We start from the raw sequence: 17,474 nt of genomic DNA, 5'->3' as shown, positions 1-17,474 counted from the left end.
CTGCACTTCTATAGCGGAACGGGGAATAGAGTGGCTACACTCAGCGCGATGTCATCAGCCTTCGGGAGCCGGCAGCAGCTTCGGCTGTACTGCCTGAAATCGTCATGCGCGAAAGCCGTTGGACCAAGGATCAACTGAAGCTCGCATTTCATCTGTACTGCCAGCTTCCATTCGGAAAGTTGCACGCGAGAAACACCGAGGTCATGCGGCTGGCGAGCCTGATCGGAAGAACGCCGTCGGCGGTCGCCATGAAGCTCGTGAATTTCGCCAGCCTCGATCCGGCGATCACGAGCTCGGGCCGCAAGGGGCTGGACGGTGCGTCGGCGCTCGATCGCGAAATATGGGCGGATTTCCATGCCGATTGGGACGGGCTTGCGCTCGAGTGCCAGCGATTGCGCACGCAGTTCGTGGCGGATGCCGCGACCGACCCGGTGGAGGAGAGGCTCGACGGATTCGACATCCCGGACGACTTTACCGGTGACACGCGTCGGGTCCTGACCGAACAGCGCATCAAGCAGAATTTCTTCCGTCGCGCCGTCCTGGCCAGCTATCGCGGTCGCTGTTGCATGTCCGGCCTTTCCGAACCGCGCCTGCTGGTGGCCAGCCACATCGTGCCGTGGAAGGACGACCGGGCGAACCGGCTCAATCCGAGCAATGGCCTTTGCCTCTCCGCCATTCATGATCGCGCGTTCGATCAGGGATTGATTTCGTTGAGCGACGACTGGAAGGTCATTCTGTCGGAACAGCTCCGTCGATCCAAGGAGCCCTTCGTCGAGTCGGTTTTCAAGCCGCTCGACGGCCGGATGATCGAGTTGCCGCATCGTTTCGTTCCCGACGCGGCCTTTCTGCAAAGACACCGCAGTGCGGTATTCGTCGACAACCGCTGGGCAACTTCCGCATGAACGACTTCAGCATTTTCGAATACCTCTACCGCGATGCCGGCAACTACAAGATCTGGTGCAGCGTGCTGCTCGCAGGTCGGGCGACACCCGCCGACGCGAAGATCGTCAAAGCGGGTCTTGACCGCGGCGAGTTCTTCATCGCCGAACAGATCGGCGTACCTGCGGCCCATGCAATGGCGGACGGGGCCAAGCCCATGCCGAACGAGGATGATCATGTCTGGCATGAGTTCTCGGAACTGCGACCGGCGGAGGCCGACGAAATCGTCGGCGAGCCGTGGGGCTCGGTCGCGGAACTCGTCGCCCGCTTCGGCTCGGTGCAGCGGTGGGATCAGAGGCTGTCGCCGCACTGGGGCGCGTAGCGGGCGTCCGCGCTCGGCTCGCGCGCCTGAGGTAAGGCAGAGTCCATCAGGGTTCCCCTTGCGCCGTCACGTGCCCCGTCCTCAAACCTCTCCCCGCCCATCATCCCCGATCAGCACCCGCGTTTCCGACAACCATTGGTAGGGCGGCACTTCGAGATTGGTGGGCGCCGGCTGGTTGCGGAAGACGCGGCCGGCGAGGTCGAAGCGGGAGCCGTGGCAGGGGCACAGGAAGCCGCCGGGCCAGTCTTCGCCGAGGCCGGAGTCGGCGCCGCTTGCGAGCTTTTCGGTGGGCGAGCAGCCGAGGTGGGTGCAGATGCCGATCACCACCAGAAAGGGGTCGCGCGCAGCGCGGCTGCGCCTGGTGGCGTAGCCCGGCTGTTGCGGCACCGCCGAACCGGCGTCGGCGAGGCGCGCTTCGTGGCGCGCCAGCGCGCCGAGCATGTCGGGCGTGCGGTGCAGTATCCACACCGGCTTGCCGCGCCATTCGACGGTCATCATGCTGCCGGGCGCGAGCTTGCTCACATCGGCTTCGACCGGCGCGCCGGCGGCGCGGGCGCGTTCGGACGGCGCGAAGCTGCTCAGGAAGGGGACGGCGGTGGCGGCCGCGGCGAGGGCACCGGCGCCGCTGGTGGCGATCAGCAGGCGGCGACGGTCGGTGCAGGATGCATTCATGAAGGCTCCCGAAAAAGACGAAGCCGGTCGCCCGCGGCGGCTGGAGGACCGCCCGGGCCGGGCGGGACGACGGGGTCATGCCGCCTTGCGCACCGCACAGCAAGGATCGAGCAGGATGTTCGATCTTCGGTGCTCGCCCTCGAACCTGATCCACAACGCCGATCAACGGGTGTTTTCAGGTTCAACCGGCTTCGCTGCACGGGATTCGCAAGCCGTGTGCCAGTTGCCGGAATGGCGGCCGCGCGCGGTTTTACGGCTGCGGCGCGAAGAACGCCGACTGCCGCGCTGCCAGATGCGTCAGCGCAAGGCTGTCAGCACGGGCAGCAGTTCGGCATTCGCGATGTCCTGCAGTATCCGTTCCGCCGCGCCGGTTGGCGCGCGACAGAGGGAAGGGGTCATACAGGCTGCAGACCGCCGCTTGCCGCGACCGTGTCATCGCGGCACATGGGAGCCGACCGGACCTTCTCGTTACCGGACCGCCTTTCCGCGCGTCATCCAGTGCAACAGGACTTCGTACAGCGCCTGCGGATTCAGCGGTTTGGTGATGAAATCGTTCATGCCCGCTTCGAGACAGCGTTCCTTGTCTTCGGCGTACGCGTTGGCCGTCATGGCCAGAATGGGGGTATCCGCGTTCCGCTCAAGCCGCCGGATCCGCCGTGTGGCTTCCAGCCCGTCCATGGTCGGCATCTGCATGTCCATCAGGATCAGGGCATAGCTGTTCTCTGCGGCGAGTCTGACCGCTGCATGCCCGTCTTCGGCCGTATCGACCCTCAGTCCGGCGTAGTCAAGCAGTGTCTGGGTGATGGCCCTGCTGGTCGGCTCATCCTCGACGATCAGGATGCGTGTGCCCGCGCAGGCCTTCTTCAAGGCCGCTTCCGCATCGGGGAGGGTATCGACGACGTCCTGGACAGGCATTTCGATGCCCTTCCGCAGTCGTACCGTCAGCCAGAAGGTGCTGCCCTTTCCGGGCTCACTGATCACCCCGGCATCCCCCCCCATGATCTGCGCGATCTTGCGCGTGATGGCCAGCCCCAATCCTGTCCCGCCATATTTGCGTGTCAGCGAACTGTCGGCCTGTTCGAATGCCGAGAACAGCCGCGGTATGGTTTCCGGCGCGATGCCGATGCCGGTATCCGTGACGCTGAACCGGATCAGCGTGCTGTCCGGCGCGTCCTCGTCCTGGCTGACCGCGACAGTGATGCGGCCCTGCTCGGTGAACTTGACCGCGTTGGACAGGTAGTTGAGCAGGGCTTGTTGCAGGCGGGTGCGGTCTCCCCTCAATCCGTCGGGCAAGGGAGGCAGATCGACGCACAGGCGCAGGCCTTTGCTCTGGGCGCTGCCGCGGACCATGTCGAGTGAGGTCCGGATGACCTCGGCGACAGGAACGAGGGTGTCTTCCAGCGAGAACTTGCCGGCCTCGATCTTCGAAAGGTCGAGCACGGCATTGAGGACTTCCAGCAGATGCCTGCCCGCCTCTTCTATCCGGTCCAGTCTCTGGATCTGCTGCGGATCGAGTCCGGAACGACGCAGCAGGTAGGCCATGCCGTTGATGGCGTTCAACGGCGTGCGGATTTCATGGCTCATGTTTGCCAGAAAGGCGCTCTTGGCGATGTTCGCGGCCTCGGCGGCCTCCTTCGCGACACGCAACTCGGCGGTGCGCGAGTACACCAGTTCTTCCAGGTGGCTGCGGTACTGTTCGAGTTCGAGTGCGGCCTGCTTGCTGGCGGTGATGTCATCGTAGATGCCGAGCACGCCGATCACCTGGCCATCCGCATCCCGCAGGGGTACTTTCGACGTACGCAACCATATCGTCCGGCCGTCGGGTGTGGTCTGCGGCTCTTCGTAATTCAATATCGATTGACCGGAGGCCATCACCCGCTGGTCGTCGGCACGATAGCGATCCGCCTGCGCCGCCCATCCCATTGCGAAGTCGTCCTTGCCCATCAGTTCCGCAGGCGACTGCATGCCGGCATCCCGGGCAAACAGGGGGTTGCAGCCCAGATAGCGCAGATTTCGGTCTTTCCAGAAGACGCGCACCGGCGCCGTATCGATGATCGTCTGAAGCAGGTTGCGCGAAGCGCTGAGTTCGGCCAGCAATCGTTCGAACTCGGTTCTGGCGAGATCGCGATCGCGGTCGTGCCGAAGAATGGTCCGAACGGTCAGGACGGCCGTTCCGCATACCGCACATGCGGCCATGAGCGCGGCGACGATCAACGTCGCCTGTTGCCGTTCGATCTGTCGGTCATATTCGAGCGCGGCGAGCTCGGTGTTCTTCCGGCTCAGCTCGGTCAGCCTGTTTATCGCCAGCGCGAGCAGCTTGTCGTTCTCGGTATCGATCAGGAAGGACAGTTCGTCAGCGCTGGCGCCGCGCGCGAGTGCGGTCTTCAGCGTGTCCAGATCGCCGAGGTAGGCTTGCAGGTAGGTGTCGATGCGATCGAGGAGCTGTCGTGTCTCCTCGCTGCTCGATCCTGTGGATCGATACTTGCCGATGGATTGCTGGATCAGCCCGATCTCGAGCTTGAAGCGCTCTCCGTCGCCAACTGCGCCGTGCTTGAAATTGGACAGGTAAAGGCTTGCGAATCCCAGGCGCTGGGCGCAATCCAGCATCAATTGATGACGCTTCGTGGTGACGGTCGAAATCTCGACCCATTGCTTTTCAAGCTGACGTTGCATCCAGGCAAACAGACCCACCACCCCCAGTACGATCGACAGGGTGACTGCAAATCCCAACAGGATGGTTTGCTTGGGTTTCACGGTATGCCGGGGCTCTGAACAGAGTGGCCGTGCAATTTCGCTGGCTTCATCGAGTGGCCGCCATCAGCACACGCAGGAAGTCTCCGACCGGGCTGGCGAGCCATTTGTCGTACACCGGCCGGCATGCGATCTCGAACGCCGCCACATCGGGCGCTTCGATCTGCATCCCCGTGCGCCGCAGTTCGGCCATTGCCTCGCTGTCCTCTTTCCGAGTCAGGCTTCTCTGCAGCGTGGTGGCCTCTTCGGCGGCGTAAAGGATCGCGCTCCTGTCCGCTTCGGACAGCGCGTCCCATCGGGCGCGCGCCATGACGAAGGGGGTCACCTCGTACTTGTGTCCGGTCAGGCTGAGAAACCTCTGCACCTGATGGAGTTTGCCGGTCAGGATGTTCACCAGCGGATTTTCCTGCCCATCCACCACTTTTCGTTGCAGCGCGCTGTAGACGTCCGACCATCTGATCTGCCGCGGCAGGCCGCCAAGCGCCTTGATCAAGTCGGCGGAAGCGGGGTCCGGAGGCGTTCTGATGCGCAGTCCGCGTACATCTTCCGGAATGCGGACCGGCCGCACGTCGTTGGTCAGGTGACGGATTCCGTTGTCCCAGTAGCCCAGCAGCTTCAGTCCCCGGTCTGCAGACCGCTCGGCGAGCACCTTGCCCGCGTGGCCATCGAGCACTTTCCACGCGGCTTCCGGACTCGGAAAAAGAAAGGGCATGCCGATGGCCGCATATTCGGGCACCACCGTCGACACGGCGCCCTGGCTGTTTGCCGATATGTCCAGCGTGCCATCCTGCAGGCCTCTCACCATGGCCGCGTCGTCGCCCATGCTGGCCGCCGGGAAGATCTGGACCTCGATCCGTCCTTCGCTGTAGTGCGCCACCCTCTCGGCGAAGTGCAGCGCGGCCAGATGGCGCGGATGATCGATCGACGATCCATGTCCCAGCGTCAGCCGGGTGCCGCCCTGCGCGAATGCGACCGTGGCCGCGCACAGGCCGATGATCAGAACGAGGGGTCTCATGGCTCGATATTACGCTTGCGTGGGCGTTGTCTCATCGCCTGGCCTGCTTCAGGGCGGGTCCCGATCCAGCCCGAGCGCGCGCAGGCGACGGTACAGCGTGCGTTCGCTGATGCCGAGCTTGCGTGCGAGGTCCTGCCGGCTGCCGCTGTGGTTGCGCACGGCGCGCAGCAGGGCCTGCCGCTGGGCCTCTTCCAGATCGAGCGTGGGGGCGGCTGCGCCACTTGCGGTGCCTGTCGCGTCCGGCGGCGACGGATCGGCGCACCCGGCGCAGATGTCCTCATCCAGATGCTGCGGGCCGATTTCGTCGCCGTCGCACAGCAGGCTGGCGCGTTCCAGCACATTGCGCAGTTCGCGCACATTGCCCGGGAAGGCGCAGTGCTGCAGCGCGCGCAGCGCCGACGGCGACAGGCTGAGCCGGCGGCCGGGGGCGACGCGGGCGAGCAGTGATTCCGCCAGCAGCGGCAGGTCCTCGCGCCGCTCGCGCAGCGGCGGCACGACGATGGGGAAGGCGTTCAGCCGGTAGTACAGATCCTGCCGGAAGCGGCCTTCGGCAATCATCTGTTTCAGCGGCCGGTGGGTGGCCGACACCAGCCTGATGTCGGCGCGCCGCAGTTCGGTCGAGCCGACCCGGCGGTAGGTGCCTGTTTCCAGCAGGCGCAGCAGCTTCACCTGCATGGTCAGAGGAATGTCGCCCAGTTCGTCGAGGAAGAGGGTGCCGCCGCTGGCCGCTTCGACCAGCCCGGCCTTGCGCGCGATGGCACCGGTGAAGGCCCCCTTCTCGTGGCCGAACAGTTCGCTTTCGAACAGCGTGTCCGGCAGGCCGGAACAGTCGACCACGACGAAGGGTTTGTCGGCGCGCCGGCTGGCGTCGTGCACCGCCTGCGCCACCAGTTCCTTGCCGCTGCCGGATTCGCCCTGCAGCAGCACGCTCGCCTCCGACGGCGCCACCCGCGACACCAGTTCCAGCATGCGCTGGAAGGCCGGTGCGCGGCCGGTCAGGCCGCTGCGTTCCGACACGCCGCGCGCCACCTTGAGCGGCTCCATCTTTTCGATGAACCAGTTGATGTCACCGGCCGCATTGCGCACCGGCGTCAGTTCGATGTTCACGTATTCCTCGCCGCGCGGCGTCTGGTGCAGATGCAGCACGCGCTCGCGCTGTTGCGATTCCAGGCTGCGCGCCAGCGGGCAGGATTCTCCGGCGCGATCGCACGGCACGCTGTAGTGGTGCGACACGTCGTAGCAGGTGCGTCCGATCACGCTGCGGTGGCCGGCGAACTGCGTGCGGTAGGCCGTGTTGGCGGCGATCACGCGATAGTCGCGATCGAACAGGATGTGTGGCTCGGGCGCCAGTTCGATGAAAGACACCAGTTCGGGCAGGGGGCGGAGATCGTCTGACATGGCGCTGACAGTTCTGTCGTATCGGGGCTGTCAGTCTGTGGCACTGACAGCCCGCCGGTCTGGTACCGAGGTCACACAGCGGGGCTGACAGCGTCGACAAAACAAGGGTTTGGCCGCGGCGTGCCACGCTGGCACGGCATTTGATCCGTCATGGGCATACGGATGGAGAAAGCCATGACCCTGGCAGACCGGAAACTGCTGCATGAAATCGTCGTCGTCGTCGTCCTCAAGCTGACCGTGCTGGCCGTGCTGTGGAACGCCTTCGTGCGCGACGAGCGGGTGAGCGTCGATGCCGCGCGCGTCGCCTCGCAGGTGTCGGCCATGCCTTCTCCGTCCCCGTCCGCTTCAGCCACTACCGGAGACCGCCATGGTCAGTGAACAACTGGTCGACCTGTCCCGCCTGCAGTTCGCCGCCACCGCGATGTACCACTTCCTGTTCGTGCCGCTCACGCTGGGCATGGTGTGGCTGCTGGTCATCATGGAAAGCGCCTACGTGATGACCGGCAAGGTGATCTACAAGGACATGACGCGCTACTGGGGCAAGCTGTTCGGCATCAATTTCGCGCTCGGCGTGACCACCGGCATCACGCTGGAATTCCAGTTCGGCACCAACTGGGCCTACTACTCGCACTACGTCGGAGACATTTTCGGCGCGCCGCTGGCGATCGAGGGGCTGATGGCCTTCTTCCTCGAATCGACCATGATCGGCCTGTTCTTCTTCGGCTGGGACCGCCTGTCGCGCCGCCAGCATCTGCTGGTGACGCTGCTGATGGCCATCGGCACCAATCTGTCGGCGCTGTGGATACTGATCGCCAATGGCTGGATGCAGAACCCGGTCGGCGCCGAATTCAGCTTCGAAACCATGCGCATGGAACTGACCGATTTCTGGGCCGTGGTGTTCAACCCGGATGCGCAGGCCAAGTTCGTGCATACCGTGTCGGCCGGCTACGTGACCGGCGCCATGTTCGTGCTGTCGATCTCGTCCTGGTATCTGCTGCGCGGTCGCGACGTCGAGTTCGCCAAGCGCAGCTTCCGCATCGCCGCCGCCTTCGGGTTCGCGTCGGTGTGTTCGGTCATCGTGCTCGGCGACGAATCCGGCTACACGGTGGGCGAGGCGCAGCAGACCAAGCTGGCGGCGATGGAAGCGATGTGGGACACCGAAGCCGCGCCGGCCGGCTTCAACGTGATCGCCGTACCGAACGAAGCGGACATGAAGAACGACTGGGCGCTGCACATTCCCTATGTGATGGGCCTCATCGGTACCCGCTCGCTGGACAAGGAACTGCCCGGCCTGAAGGACATCCTGGCGCACAACCGCACGCGCGTCGAATCCGGCGTCGCGGCGGTGAAGCTGCTGGAGACGCTGCGCGCCGATCCGCAGGACGTGGCCGCGCGTGAAGCGTTCGACCGGGTGAAGGCGGACCTCGGCTTCGGCCTGCTGCTGAAGAAGTACGTGCGCAGCATGGACGAGGTGACGCCGGAACTGATGGACCGCGCCGCGCGCGACACGCTGCCGCGCGTGACGCCGCTGTTCTGGACCTTCCGCATCATGGTGGCGCTCGGCTTCGCCATGCTGGCGCTGTTCGGGCTTGCGCTCTGGTACTCGGTGAAGGGCGATTTCGCGCAGCGCCCCTGGCTGCTGCGCTGGGCGCTGTGGTTCCTGCCCATGCCGTGGATCGCGTCGGAACTGGGCTGGTTCGTCGCCGAGTACGGCCGTCAGCCCTGGACCATCTACGGCGTGCTGCCCACCCATCTGTCGGTATCAACACTCAGCGTCGACAGCCTGTACGGCTCGCTCGCCGGCTTCGTCGGCTTCTACACCGTGCTGCTCGTGGTCGAGATGTACCTGATGGTGAAGTTCGCGCGCCAGGGGCCGGGCAGTCTGGGTACCGGCCGCTACGAGCACGAAGCTTCCCATGCCCATGCTGTGCACGCCTGATCGGAGATGACCATGTTCGACTACGAAACCCTGAAGGTGATCTGGTGGCTGCTGGTGGGCGTGCTGCTGGTCGGCTTCGCCATCATGGACGGCCACGACATGGGCGTCGGCACGCTGCTGCCGTTCGCCGGTCGCAACGACGAAGAACGGCGCGTCATCATCAACACCGTCGGCCCGCACTGGGACGGCAACCAGGTGTGGTTCATCACCGGCGGCGGTGCCATCTTCGCCGCCTGGCCATTGGTGTACGCGACCGCCTTCAGCGGCTTCTACTGGGCCATGCTGGCCGTGCTTTGGGCGCTGTTCTTCCGCCCGGTCGGTTTCGACTACCGCAGCAAGATCCACAACGCCACCTGGCGCAGCGTGTGGGACTGGGGGCTGTTCGTCGGCGGTGCCGTGCCGCCGCTCATCTTCGGCGTGGCCTTCGGCAATCTGCTGCAGGGCGTGCCTTTCCATTTCGACAGCACACTGGTGCCCTACTACACCGGCAGTTTCTGGCAGTTGCTCAACCCGTTCGCGCTGCTGGCAGGCGTGGTCGGCTCGGCCATGATCACCGCGCACGGCGCCATCTACCTCGCGCACCGTACCGAGGGCGACATACAGCGGCGCGCACGCGGCGCCGCGCTGATCGCCGGGCTGATCACGCTGGCTGCGTTCAGCGCCGCAGGGTCCTGGCTGGCGCTGGGCGACTTCGGCTACGCCATCACGTCCAGCGTCGACGCCGGCGCGTTGCCGAATCCGCTGGCCAAGCAGGTTGTGCAGCAGTCCGGCGCCTGGTTTGCCAACTATCGCAGCACACCGCTGACCATGGCCGTACCTGCGCTTGCCTATGCCGGCATGGTGGCGGCGCTGCTGCTGATCGCACGCGGTCGCACGCTGTCGGCCTTCGTCGCGTCGTCACTGGCGATGACCGGAATCATCGGCACCGCCGGCGTGGCGATGTTTCCCTTCGTCATGCCGTCCTCCACCGTGCCGGGCGCCAGCCTCACCGTGTGGGATGCGGTGTCCAGCCAGCGCACGCTCGGAATCATGTTCTGGGCCACGCTCATCTTCATGCCTGTCATCGTTCTCTACACGAGCTGGGCCTACAGGGTGATGGCCGGCAAGGTGACCACGGCATGGATACGCGAGAACGAACATTCGGCCTACTGAATCACGTCAATACGGGGAGATGAGCATGTGGTATTTCGCCTGGGTGCTGGGCATCGGCTTCGCGGTGCTGCTCGCCATCCTGAACACGCTGTGGGGCGAGCACGAGGACGAGCGCGAGGCAGCACGCGTCGCATCGATACGCGGACGCGCGGAGAACGGCCATGACGGCGACACGCGCACGGCCTGATCCGGCGCCGGCCGGTGGCCTGGGATGGCCGCCGCTGCTCGCTGCCCTCGCCATCATGCTCGGCATCACCGCCTGGCCGCACGCGCTGTCGGGGCCGTCCGGCGACGCCGATCACTGGGCGGCGATGGCGCTGTTCTGGGCCATGAGCGCCGGCTTCGTGGCCGGCGTCGGCTTCCGTCCGCATTTCATTCTGTGGCGAGTGGGCTTGTCGGGTCCGGCCTGTTTCATCGGCATCGCGCTGGCGCTGCTTCGCATATGGACTCTGCACTGAGCGTGCCGGCCGGGGTCTTGGTGCGCCTGCTGCCGGTGCCGATCATCCGGGGACGAGACCTGCATTGTTCGGGCATTCAAGCATCGAAAGGAGTGAATCGATGAAAACTGCGCATGATCTGGTGGTGATGGCCAGAGCGAGGGTGGAGGAAATCTCTCTGGACGAGGCCGAACTCGCCATACGCGATGCCGACGCATTGATAGATGTCAGGGAGGGGGACGAGTACACGACGGGTCATCTTGCGGGGGCGCTGAACATTCCGCGTGGGGTACTGGAGTTCCGCATTTCCGCCATGCCGGGTCTGGAAGGCCGCGACCGCACGCTGGTGCTGTACTGCAAGACCGGCGGCCGCGCAGCGCTTGCCGCATGCGCGCTGCACGACATGGGTTACCTGAACGTGAAGTCGATTGCCGGCGGCATCGAGGCCTGGAGCGAAGCGGGCAAGCCGGTGGTCAGGCCGGCGCAACCGGACTTCGAATGATGACGCAGCGGCCGCCCTCACTGTCGGTGATCGAGGTCACTGGCATCGGCACTTCCACACCCCACCATGTGCCCCGCTCATCGAATGCAAGGAGAACCGGATGAAACAACTGTTCCTGTCGGTCGCGCTGTCGCTGGCCAGCCTGAGCGCCGCGGCGGTCGATGTCGCGATATCGCCCGCGGAGGCCTACGCCGCGGTGCAGAAGGCCGACAGCAAGGTATTGCTGATCGATGTGCGTGACCCGGTGGAAATCATGTTCGTCGGCTTCAGCGACGCCGTGCATGTGAACATTCCCTATCTGCTGGTGGACCGCACGAAATGGAATGCCGAAAAGGGCGTGTTCAAGACCACCCAGAACCCCGATTTCGCGGCGCAGGTGAAGGCGGAGCTGGAGAAGCGCGGTCTGGGCATGGACGCCGAGGTGATCACACTGTGCCGCTCGGGCAGCGAGCGCGGCGAGCCGAGTGCGGCCTTCCTGCGTGCCAACGGCTTCCCGAATGCGCGCTTCGTCGAACACGGCTTCCAGGGCGCGCAGATCAAGGACGGTCCGCACAAGGGCTTCCGTCTGCAGAACGGCTGGCAGAACTCCGGTCTGCCGTGGAGCATGAAGATGAATCCGGACAAGATGTACCGCGTGGACCGCCCCTGAGGCTGCGGCTTCAGCCTGCGTCCTTGTCGTCCCACAGCGAGGCGACGGCCGGACCCGGGGCGGCGAAGCCGAAGTGTCGATAGATGGCCGCGGTGGCGATGCGGCCACGCGGCGTGCGCTGCAGATAGCCTTGCTGGATCAGATAGGGTTCGAGCACGTCCTCGATGGTGTCGCGCGATTCGCCGATGGCGGCGGCAAGGTTGTCCACGCCGACCGGTCCGCCGTCGAACTTGTCGATCACCGCTTCGAGCAGCTTGCGGTCCATCAGGTCGAGGCCGACGCTGTCTACGTCCAGCATGCGCAGTGCCGCGTCGGCCACTTCGCGCGTGATCTCGCCGTTCGCCTTGACCTGCGCGTAGTCGCGGCAGCGGCGCAGCAGCCGGTTGGCGATGCGCGGCGTGCCGCGCGAGCGGCGGGCGATTTCCAGGCTGCCCGCGTCGTCGATCGCGCATTCGAGCAGGCGCGCCGAGCGGCGCACGATGAGCGCCAGTTCGTCGGCCGAATAGAACTCGAGTCGGGCGACGATGCCGAAGCGGTCGCGCAGCGGGTTGGTGAGCATGCCGGCGCGCGTGGTGGCACCGACCAGCGTGAAGGGCGGCAGATCCAGCTTGATCGAGCGCGCGGCCGGGCCTTCGCCGATCATGATGTCGATCTGGAAATCCTCCAGCGCCGGGTAGAGGATTTCCTCCACCACCGGGCTCAGGCGGTGGATTTCGTCGATGAACAGCACGTCCTTGGGTTCAAGGTTGCTCAGGATGGCCGCCAGATCGCCTGCGCGCTCCAGCACCGGGCCCGAGGTCTGGCGCAGATTGACGCCCATTTCGGCGGCGACGATGTGGGCCAGCGTGGTCTTGCCCAGGCCGGGCGGGCCGAACAGCAGTACGTGGTCCAGCGGCTCGCTGCGGCCGCGCGCGGCCGCGACGAAAATGTCGAGCTGGTCGCGTATCTTCTGCTGGCCGATGTATTCGTCCAGCCGCTTTGGCCGCAGCGCGCGTTCGAGCGCGTCTTCCTGCGCGCCAGCGGGCGCGGCCGACACGATGCGCGGGCCGCTGGGCAGGGAATCGGTCTGGATGGCCATAAGTCTCGGGCTGCCTCGCTGGTGTGCTGCTCTAGATGTCGTTCGGGTCGATCCAGCGCCACTGCCCGGGCGCCAGATCGTCCGGCAGTTCGAGCCGTCCCACGGCAGCGCGATGCAGTGCCTCGCAGCGGTTGCCGGCGGCGGCGATCATGCGCTTGACCTGGTGGTAGCGACCTTCGCCTATCGTGATCGACAGGTGGTTCGCATCGATCTGCTCGACCGCGTGTGCGGCCACCGACACGCCGGGCGCGTCGTTCAGTTCGACGCCGCCGCGCAGCGCGGCGAGCTGGGCGTCGTCGACCGGGTGCTTGGTGGTCGCCACGTAGCGCTTGAGCACGCCGTGCTTGGGCGAGGTGAGCCGGTGGATGAACTGGCCGTCGTCGGTCAGCAGCAGCAGGCCGGTGGTGTCCTCGTCCAGCCGGCCGACGCACTGCAGGCCGCGCGTGACGAGCTGCGGCGGAAGCAGCGCGAATACCGCCGGGTGGTGCTTGGGTTTCTGCGAGCATTCGTAGCCCGCCGGCTTGTGCAGCAGCACATAGGCCTTCTCCTGGTAGCGCCAGGGCACGTCATCCACGCTGAAGTCGAGATCGACGGTGTCGATGTCGGCGAACGGATCGTCCATCGTTTCGCCGCGCACGGCGACGCGTTCCATGCGCACCAGCGCGCGGCATTCGCGGCGCGTACCGAAGCCCTGGCTCTGCAGCATGCGTTCGAGCTGCATCAGCGTTCTCCGCAATAGGGGTTGTACTTGCGTTCTTCGCCGAAGGTGGACATCGGCCCGTGACCGGGAATGAAGCGGATGTCGTCACCGAGCGGGAACAGCTTTTCGCGGATCGAGCGGATCAGGTCTGCGTGGTTGCCGCGCGGGAAATCGGTGCGGCCGATGGAACCGGCGAACAGCACGTCGCCGACCTGGGCAAGGCGGCCGGCGCGGTCCACGAACACGACATGGCCCGGCGTGTGGCCCGGGCAATGCACCACGTCCAGCGTCACATTGCCCACCGTGACCGTATCGCCGTCGGCCAGCCAGCGCGTGGGCACGAAGGGGCGACAGGGCGGGAAGCCGAACATCTGCGCCTGCAGCGGGAAGCCGTCTATCCAGAACCTGTCATCCGGGTGCGGGCCCTCGATCGGGAGATTCAGTCGTTCCGCCAGGTCCTGCGTCGCGCCGGCATGATCGAGATGACCGTGCGTGATCAGGACTTTTTCCAGCGTGAGGCCGTGACGCTGCGCTTCCGCGAGCACGCGGTCGAGCTCGCCGCCCGGGTCGACGACGGCCCCTTTCATCGTTTCGTCGCACCAGAGCAGCGTGCAGTTCTGGGCGAAAGGCGTGACCGGAATGATGGCGTGCTGGAGCATGGGCGACGCGGACAATTTCAAAGTCGTCATTGTACGTGCCACATCCGCTTGCACTGCGCACTGGCAGAACCGGCCCGCTCGAGGTAGGGTCTCAGTCCGGCAGATTACCCAGAGACCGCATCGTGATCGATCTTCACTTCTGGCCTACCCCCAACGGGTACAAAGTACTGATGTTCCTTGAAGAAGCGAACATCGAACACCGCATCGTGCCGGTCAATATCGGCGCGGGCGAGCAGTTCCGGCCGGAATTCCTCGCGATTTCTCCGAACAACCGCATGCCGGCCATCGTCGACCACGCGCCGGCAGACAGCGGCGCGCCGCTGTCGGTGTTCGAATCCGGTGCCATCCTGATGTACCTGGCCGAAAAGACCGGCAAGTTCCTGCCCGCCGACCCGCGACGGCGGGTGCAGGTCATGGAGTGGCTGTTCTGGCAGGTCGGCGGCCTCGGCCCGATGGCCGGACAGAACCATCACTTCGTGCAGTACGCGCCCGAACCCATCCCTTACGCGATCAAGCGCTATGTCGACGAGACGTCGCGGCTGTACGGCGTGCTGAACAAGCATCTGGCCGACCGGGCCTTCATCGCCGGCGACGATTACAGCATCGCCGACATGGCGGCCTATCCCTGGGTGGTACCGCACAAGCGGCAGCAGATGGATCTGGACGATTTCCCGAACCTGAAGCGCTGGCATGACGCGATACGCGCGCGCTCGGCCACCGTGCGCGCGTACGAGCGCGGTGCGCAAGTCAGCGACAAACCGGTGATCGACGAGAATTCGCGCAAGCTGCTGTTCGGACAGAACGCCGACACGGTGACACGCGCAGGTTCTGCTCCGTCGCGCGCGTGAAGGAGGGCGGGCGCCCCCGCCCGGTCGGCTGTGCTAGTCTTTTCGTGACGAGACCTTTCCGCGGCGGTGCGATGACATCGGTGCGCCGCGGTGTGCTTCGTTTGTTCGGGAGAAAACTTAATGAGCACCGAAAAGCTGATTCACGACGCGGCCGACCAATGCGACTGGGATCCGGACATGGTGGTCAGCGTACTGGCTGATTTCATCGACGAATTCTGCGACCCCGATGACTTCAAGTCCTTCCTGGAAGCGCGCGTTGCTGAGGAAGGCGACGACGATTACGAAGGGGACGAGGACGAAGTCGCCAACGACGACGATTACTGAGCGTTCGCCGGAAGGGCAGGGATCGCGTCATGCACGGTCGGCGGTGCCGTGTCAGCGCCCGAAATCCCCGTCCAGGTAGTACCAGCGTCCGTGTTCGCGCACGAAGCGGCTTGTTTCGTGCATGCGGTGCGCGCGTCCGCCCAGCTTGCTGCGGGCGACGAATTCCACCGTGCCGTGGTCTGCGTCCTGCAGGCTGCTGCGCCGTACTTCCAGACCCAGCCAGCGCAGCCCCGGTTCAGGTGGCGGCAGCTCGACAGGCCGGGTGTCCGGGTGCCAGGTGGCGAGCAGGTAATCCCTCCGATCATGCACATAGGCACTGTAGCGTGAGCGCATGAGCGCTTCCGGCGTGGGTGCCACCTCACCCGCGTGATAACGGGCGCAGCAGTCGGTCCCGGCGCGACCACTGCCGCACACGCAGTCCGTCATCAGTAGCGGCTGACCCGGGTGTTGCCGCTGGCCCCGACCAGCTTGACGCGCTCACCCTGCTGGAACTTCTCTTCGCCTTCCTGCACCACGGCAACGATATTGCCGTTGTCCAGCCGTATGGTCAGTTCCTGGCCGGTGCGGCGCGTTGCGCCTTCCTCGATCAGGGCGCCGGCGACACCACCGACCACCGCGCCGGCGATGGCGCCGGCGGTCGATCCGCGCCCACCGGCCAGACCGCCGATCGCGGCGCCGGACGCTGTGCCGATATGCGATTTCGTGCCTTCGATCTGCACCACGCGCACCGATTCGATCACGCCGAAGCGCACCGACATTTCACGGCGCGCCTGGTCCCGCGAGTAGGTGTCGCCGGACAGGCTGGACTGGCAGCCGGCGGTCATCACGCCAGCGAGCAGGAGCGCGGAAAGCGCCAAGGTTCTCATCATCGTCTCCGTCATCATATGGGCCGGCAGTACGCCGACCTGGCAGGCATTAGACGCGCGGCAGCGCACGCCGCCACGGCGCAATCGTGAGCTTTTGTATCCGCCTCAGAACGCCAGTTCGACGCCGAAGGCCTCGCGATGACGACGTGCGATCTCCTCGCGCGTCGGCGCATGGTTCTGCGGACCGCGGCTGGCGATCTTGATCGACCCCATCACCGACGCGAGGCGCGCCGACGCGACAATGTCGACACCACGCGACAGGCCGTACAGCAGACCGGCGCGATAGGCATCGCCGCATCCGGTGGGGTCGAGCACGGCAGCGGCCGGTACGCAGGCCACCTCGCTCACCGTACCGTCGTGATAGACCCGCGATCCCTCCGCGCCGCGCGTCACGATGAACGCTTCGACCCGCTCCGCCACCTGTGCCTCGGTCAAGCCGGTGCGGTCGCACAGCAGCTTGGCTTCATAGTCATTGACGGTGCACCAGGTCGCGAGTTCGAGGAAGTGCAGCAGGTCCTTGCCATCGAACATGGGCATGCCCTGGCCCGGGTCGAAGATGAATGGAATGCCGGCATCGGCGAACTGCTGCGCATGTTCCAGCATGCCGTCGCGTCCATCCGGCGCCACGATGCCCAGCTTGATGCCCTCGGCGTCGCTTACCCGGTTTTCGTGCGAGAAGCTCATCGCACCCGGATGGAAGGCGGTGATCTGGTTGTCGTCGAGATCGGTGGTGATGAAGCACTGCGCGGTGAAGGCGTCGGCGATGCGGCGCACGTGCACGTCGGTGATGTCGAAGCGCGCCAGCCGCTCGAGGTAAGGCCCGGCGTCCTGGCCCACGGTTGCCATGATGACCGGCTCGCCGCCGAGCAGCTTCAACGAATAGGCGATGTTGCCCGCGCACCCTCCGTACTCGCGGCGCATGGCCGGCACCAGGAAGGACACGTTCAGGATGTGGATCTGGTCGGGCAGGATGTGATTCCGGAAGCGATCCGGAAACACCATGATGTTGTCGTAGGCAATGGAGCCGCAGATGAGGACGGACATGTGAGGTGCGCGCAGTCTAAAACCGCGAGTATACGGCGCCAGAGAAGACCTCGCGCCGTTCGTGGTCAAGGCGAGCCCCTGAGGGAGCGGCCTCTGGCCGCGATGCGGCGGATGCGGGCCGCAGGCTTCGTTCGAAGCCGCATCGCGGGCAAGCCCGCTCCCACGAAACCGGGGTCCTA

General features: G+C 65.4%; 21 protein-coding genes. 11 read left to right on the top strand and 10 right to left on the bottom strand.

Features of this window, described 5'->3' with window-relative positions:
• Positions 1-104: 104 nt before the first annotated feature.
• The gene (locus A3Q7_RS0111995) at positions 105-902 is read left to right on the top strand and encodes an HNH endonuclease (RefSeq protein WP_018412131.1); all 798 of its coding nucleotides are present in this window, start codon (positions 105-107) and stop codon (positions 900-902) included.
• A complete protein-coding gene (locus A3Q7_RS0111990; RefSeq protein WP_018412130.1) occupies positions 899-1,261 on the top strand; it encodes a hypothetical protein in 363 nt (120 codons plus the stop codon). Before A3Q7_RS0111995 ends, A3Q7_RS0111990 begins: the two co-directional genes overlap by 4 nt.
• Positions 1,262-1,342: 81 nt before the next feature.
• Here the strand turns inward: A3Q7_RS0111990 and petA are convergent, their stop codons facing one another.
• The 4 genes from petA to A3Q7_RS0111965 all read right to left on the bottom strand — a co-directional run bounded on the left by petA (position 1,343) and on the right by A3Q7_RS0111965 (position 7,097).
• Entirely contained in the window at positions 1,343-1,933 is a 591-nt protein-coding gene (petA, locus tag A3Q7_RS0111985) for a ubiquinol-cytochrome c reductase iron-sulfur subunit (protein ID WP_018412129.1), read from the bottom strand.
• 468 nt (positions 1,934-2,401) lie between these two features.
• Positions 2,402-4,687: a hybrid sensor histidine kinase/response regulator gene (locus tag A3Q7_RS20305; RefSeq protein WP_157278179.1), complete on the bottom strand. Its 2,286-nt coding sequence runs from the start codon at positions 4,685-4,687 to the stop codon at positions 2,402-2,404.
• A gap of 46 nt (positions 4,688-4,733) precedes the next feature.
• Positions 4,734-5,699: a DctP family TRAP transporter solute-binding subunit gene (locus tag A3Q7_RS0111970; protein WP_018412126.1), complete on the bottom strand. Its 966-nt coding sequence runs from the start codon at positions 5,697-5,699 to the stop codon at positions 4,734-4,736.
• A 48-nt stretch (positions 5,700-5,747) separates the two neighbouring features.
• Positions 5,748-7,097: a sigma-54 interaction domain-containing protein gene (locus A3Q7_RS0111965; RefSeq protein ID WP_018412125.1), complete on the bottom strand. Its 1,350-nt coding sequence runs from the start codon at positions 7,095-7,097 to the stop codon at positions 5,748-5,750.
• 174 nt (positions 7,098-7,271) lie between these two features.
• Here A3Q7_RS0111965 and cydP point away from each other — a divergent pair, with 174 nt between their 5' ends.
• From cydP to A3Q7_RS0111930, 7 genes are all read left to right on the top strand, one after another.
• Entirely contained in the window at positions 7,272-7,475 is a 204-nt protein-coding gene (gene cydP, locus A3Q7_RS0111960; RefSeq protein ID WP_026224750.1) for a cytochrome oxidase putative small subunit CydP, read from the top strand.
• Positions 7,465-9,036, top strand: a complete 1,572-nt coding sequence (locus A3Q7_RS0111955; protein WP_018412123.1) for a cytochrome ubiquinol oxidase subunit I — start codon at positions 7,465-7,467, stop codon at positions 9,034-9,036. Before cydP ends, A3Q7_RS0111955 begins: the two co-directional genes overlap by 11 nt.
• Before the next feature lie 6 nt (positions 9,037-9,042).
• Positions 9,043-10,188 (top strand): cytochrome d ubiquinol oxidase subunit II, encoded by a 1,146-nt coding sequence (gene cydB, locus A3Q7_RS0111950; RefSeq protein WP_018412122.1) that lies wholly within the window; start codon positions 9,043-9,045, stop codon positions 10,186-10,188.
• 25 nt (positions 10,189-10,213) lie between these two features.
• Positions 10,214-10,375: a cytochrome bd-I oxidase subunit CydX gene (gene cydX / locus A3Q7_RS21365; RefSeq protein ID WP_040570944.1), complete on the top strand. Its 162-nt coding sequence runs from the start codon at positions 10,214-10,216 to the stop codon at positions 10,373-10,375.
• Complete coding sequence (locus A3Q7_RS0111940) at positions 10,350-10,646, top strand: cyd operon YbgE family protein (protein ID WP_018412120.1); 297 nt, start codon at positions 10,350-10,352, stop codon at positions 10,644-10,646. The genes cydX and A3Q7_RS0111940 overlap by 26 nt, the downstream gene beginning before the upstream one ends.
• Before the next feature lie 100 nt (positions 10,647-10,746).
• On the top strand, positions 10,747-11,127 hold the full coding sequence (locus A3Q7_RS0111935; RefSeq protein ID WP_018412119.1) for a rhodanese-like domain-containing protein: 381 nt from the start codon (positions 10,747-10,749) through the stop codon (positions 11,125-11,127).
• Positions 11,128-11,227: 100 nt separating this feature from the next.
• Entirely contained in the window at positions 11,228-11,776 is a 549-nt protein-coding gene (locus A3Q7_RS0111930; protein WP_018412118.1) for a rhodanese-like domain-containing protein, read from the top strand.
• 10 nt (positions 11,777-11,786) lie between these two features.
• Here the strand turns inward: A3Q7_RS0111930 and ruvB are convergent, their stop codons facing one another.
• Genes ruvB through A3Q7_RS0111915 form a run of 3 tightly spaced genes read right to left on the bottom strand, consistent with a single transcriptional unit; the run spans position 11,787 to position 14,213 of the window.
• The gene (ruvB, locus tag A3Q7_RS0111925; protein ID WP_018412117.1) at positions 11,787-12,854 is read right to left on the bottom strand and encodes a Holliday junction branch migration DNA helicase RuvB; all 1,068 of its coding nucleotides are present in this window, start codon (positions 12,852-12,854) and stop codon (positions 11,787-11,789) included.
• A 31-nt stretch (positions 12,855-12,885) separates the two neighbouring features.
• Positions 12,886-13,575, bottom strand: coding sequence for a pseudouridine synthase (locus A3Q7_RS0111920; RefSeq protein ID WP_018412116.1), 690 nt, complete (start codon positions 13,573-13,575; stop codon positions 12,886-12,888).
• Positions 13,575-14,213 carry an MBL fold metallo-hydrolase gene (locus tag A3Q7_RS0111915; RefSeq protein WP_018412115.1) on the bottom strand — a complete coding sequence of 213 codons (639 nt, stop codon included), beginning with the start codon at positions 14,211-14,213 and terminating at the stop codon, positions 13,575-13,577. Before A3Q7_RS0111915 ends, A3Q7_RS0111920 begins: the two co-directional genes overlap by 1 nt.
• 122 nt (positions 14,214-14,335) lie before the next feature.
• On the opposite strand from A3Q7_RS0111915, the gene A3Q7_RS0111910 reads away from it, so the two are divergent.
• Both A3Q7_RS0111910 and A3Q7_RS0111905 read left to right on the top strand, forming a co-directional pair.
• Positions 14,336-15,061, top strand: a complete 726-nt coding sequence (locus A3Q7_RS0111910) for a glutathione binding-like protein (RefSeq protein WP_026224748.1) — start codon at positions 14,336-14,338, stop codon at positions 15,059-15,061.
• A 120-nt stretch (positions 15,062-15,181) separates the two neighbouring features.
• Positions 15,182-15,385, top strand: coding sequence for a hypothetical protein (locus tag A3Q7_RS0111905; protein WP_018412113.1), 204 nt, complete (start codon positions 15,182-15,184; stop codon positions 15,383-15,385).
• Positions 15,386-15,436: 51 nt separating this feature from the next.
• Here the strand turns inward: A3Q7_RS0111905 and A3Q7_RS0111900 are convergent, their stop codons facing one another.
• The 3 genes from A3Q7_RS0111900 to A3Q7_RS0111890 form a co-directional block, all read right to left on the bottom strand.
• Positions 15,437-15,811: a YchJ family protein gene (locus tag A3Q7_RS0111900; protein WP_018412112.1), complete on the bottom strand. Its 375-nt coding sequence runs from the start codon at positions 15,809-15,811 to the stop codon at positions 15,437-15,439.
• Complete coding sequence (locus A3Q7_RS0111895; RefSeq protein WP_026224747.1) at positions 15,811-16,251, bottom strand: outer membrane lipoprotein; 441 nt, start codon at positions 16,249-16,251, stop codon at positions 15,811-15,813. Before A3Q7_RS0111895 ends, A3Q7_RS0111900 begins: the two co-directional genes overlap by 1 nt.
• A gap of 105 nt (positions 16,252-16,356) precedes the next feature.
• Positions 16,357-17,295 (bottom strand): carbohydrate kinase family protein, encoded by a 939-nt coding sequence (locus A3Q7_RS0111890; RefSeq protein WP_018412110.1) that lies wholly within the window; start codon positions 17,293-17,295, stop codon positions 16,357-16,359.
• Positions 17,296-17,474: the final 179 nt, after the last annotated feature.

It is taken from the genome of Methyloversatilis thermotolerans, from assembly GCF_000372885.1.
In the GTDB taxonomy this organism is placed as follows: Bacteria; Pseudomonadota; Gammaproteobacteria; order Burkholderiales; family Rhodocyclaceae; genus Methyloversatilis; species Methyloversatilis thermotolerans.
Note: the sequence above shows the minus strand (reverse complement) of the source record. Positions and strands in the feature narration are given on the sequence as shown.

What these genes read in the sequence shown, in the direction of transcription:
- A3Q7_RS0111995 (WP_018412131.1), top strand. Translation starts at nt 105, where the DNA reads ATGCGCGAAAGCCGTTGGACCAAGGATCAACTGAAGCTCGCATTTCAT.
- A3Q7_RS0111990 (WP_018412130.1), top strand. Translation starts at nt 899, where the DNA reads ATGAACGACTTCAGCATTTTCGAATACCTCTACCGCGATGCCGGCAAC.
- petA (WP_018412129.1), bottom strand. Translation starts at nt 1,933, where the DNA reads ATGAATGCATCCTGCACCGACCGTCGCCGCCTGCTGATCGCCACCAGC.
- A3Q7_RS0111970 (WP_018412126.1), bottom strand. Translation starts at nt 5,699, where the DNA reads ATGAGACCCCTCGTTCTGATCATCGGCCTGTGCGCGGCCACGGTCGCA.
- A3Q7_RS0111965 (WP_018412125.1), bottom strand. Translation starts at nt 7,097, where the DNA reads ATGTCAGACGATCTCCGCCCCCTGCCCGAACTGGTGTCTTTCATCGAA.
- cydP (WP_026224750.1), top strand. Translation starts at nt 7,272, where the DNA reads ATGACCCTGGCAGACCGGAAACTGCTGCATGAAATCGTCGTCGTCGTC.
- A3Q7_RS0111955 (WP_018412123.1), top strand. Translation starts at nt 7,465, where the DNA reads ATGGTCAGTGAACAACTGGTCGACCTGTCCCGCCTGCAGTTCGCCGCC.
- cydB (WP_018412122.1), top strand. Translation starts at nt 9,043, where the DNA reads ATGACCATGTTCGACTACGAAACCCTGAAGGTGATCTGGTGGCTGCTG.
- cydX (WP_040570944.1), top strand. Translation starts at nt 10,214, where the DNA reads ATGTGGTATTTCGCCTGGGTGCTGGGCATCGGCTTCGCGGTGCTGCTC.
- A3Q7_RS0111940 (WP_018412120.1), top strand. Translation starts at nt 10,350, where the DNA reads ATGACGGCGACACGCGCACGGCCTGATCCGGCGCCGGCCGGTGGCCTG.
- A3Q7_RS0111935 (WP_018412119.1), top strand. Translation starts at nt 10,747, where the DNA reads ATGAAAACTGCGCATGATCTGGTGGTGATGGCCAGAGCGAGGGTGGAG.
- A3Q7_RS0111930 (WP_018412118.1), top strand. Translation starts at nt 11,228, where the DNA reads ATGAAACAACTGTTCCTGTCGGTCGCGCTGTCGCTGGCCAGCCTGAGC.
- ruvB (WP_018412117.1), bottom strand. Translation starts at nt 12,854, where the DNA reads ATGGCCATCCAGACCGATTCCCTGCCCAGCGGCCCGCGCATCGTGTCG.
- A3Q7_RS0111920 (WP_018412116.1), bottom strand. Translation starts at nt 13,575, where the DNA reads ATGCAGCTCGAACGCATGCTGCAGAGCCAGGGCTTCGGTACGCGCCGC.
- A3Q7_RS0111915 (WP_018412115.1), bottom strand. Translation starts at nt 14,213, where the DNA reads ATGCTCCAGCACGCCATCATTCCGGTCACGCCTTTCGCCCAGAACTGC.
- A3Q7_RS0111905 (WP_018412113.1), top strand. Translation starts at nt 15,182, where the DNA reads ATGAGCACCGAAAAGCTGATTCACGACGCGGCCGACCAATGCGACTGG.
- A3Q7_RS0111900 (WP_018412112.1), bottom strand. Translation starts at nt 15,811, where the DNA reads ATGACGGACTGCGTGTGCGGCAGTGGTCGCGCCGGGACCGACTGCTGC.
- A3Q7_RS0111895 (WP_026224747.1), bottom strand. Translation starts at nt 16,251, where the DNA reads ATGAGAACCTTGGCGCTTTCCGCGCTCCTGCTCGCTGGCGTGATGACC.
- A3Q7_RS0111890 (WP_018412110.1), bottom strand. Translation starts at nt 17,295, where the DNA reads ATGTCCGTCCTCATCTGCGGCTCCATTGCCTACGACAACATCATGGTG.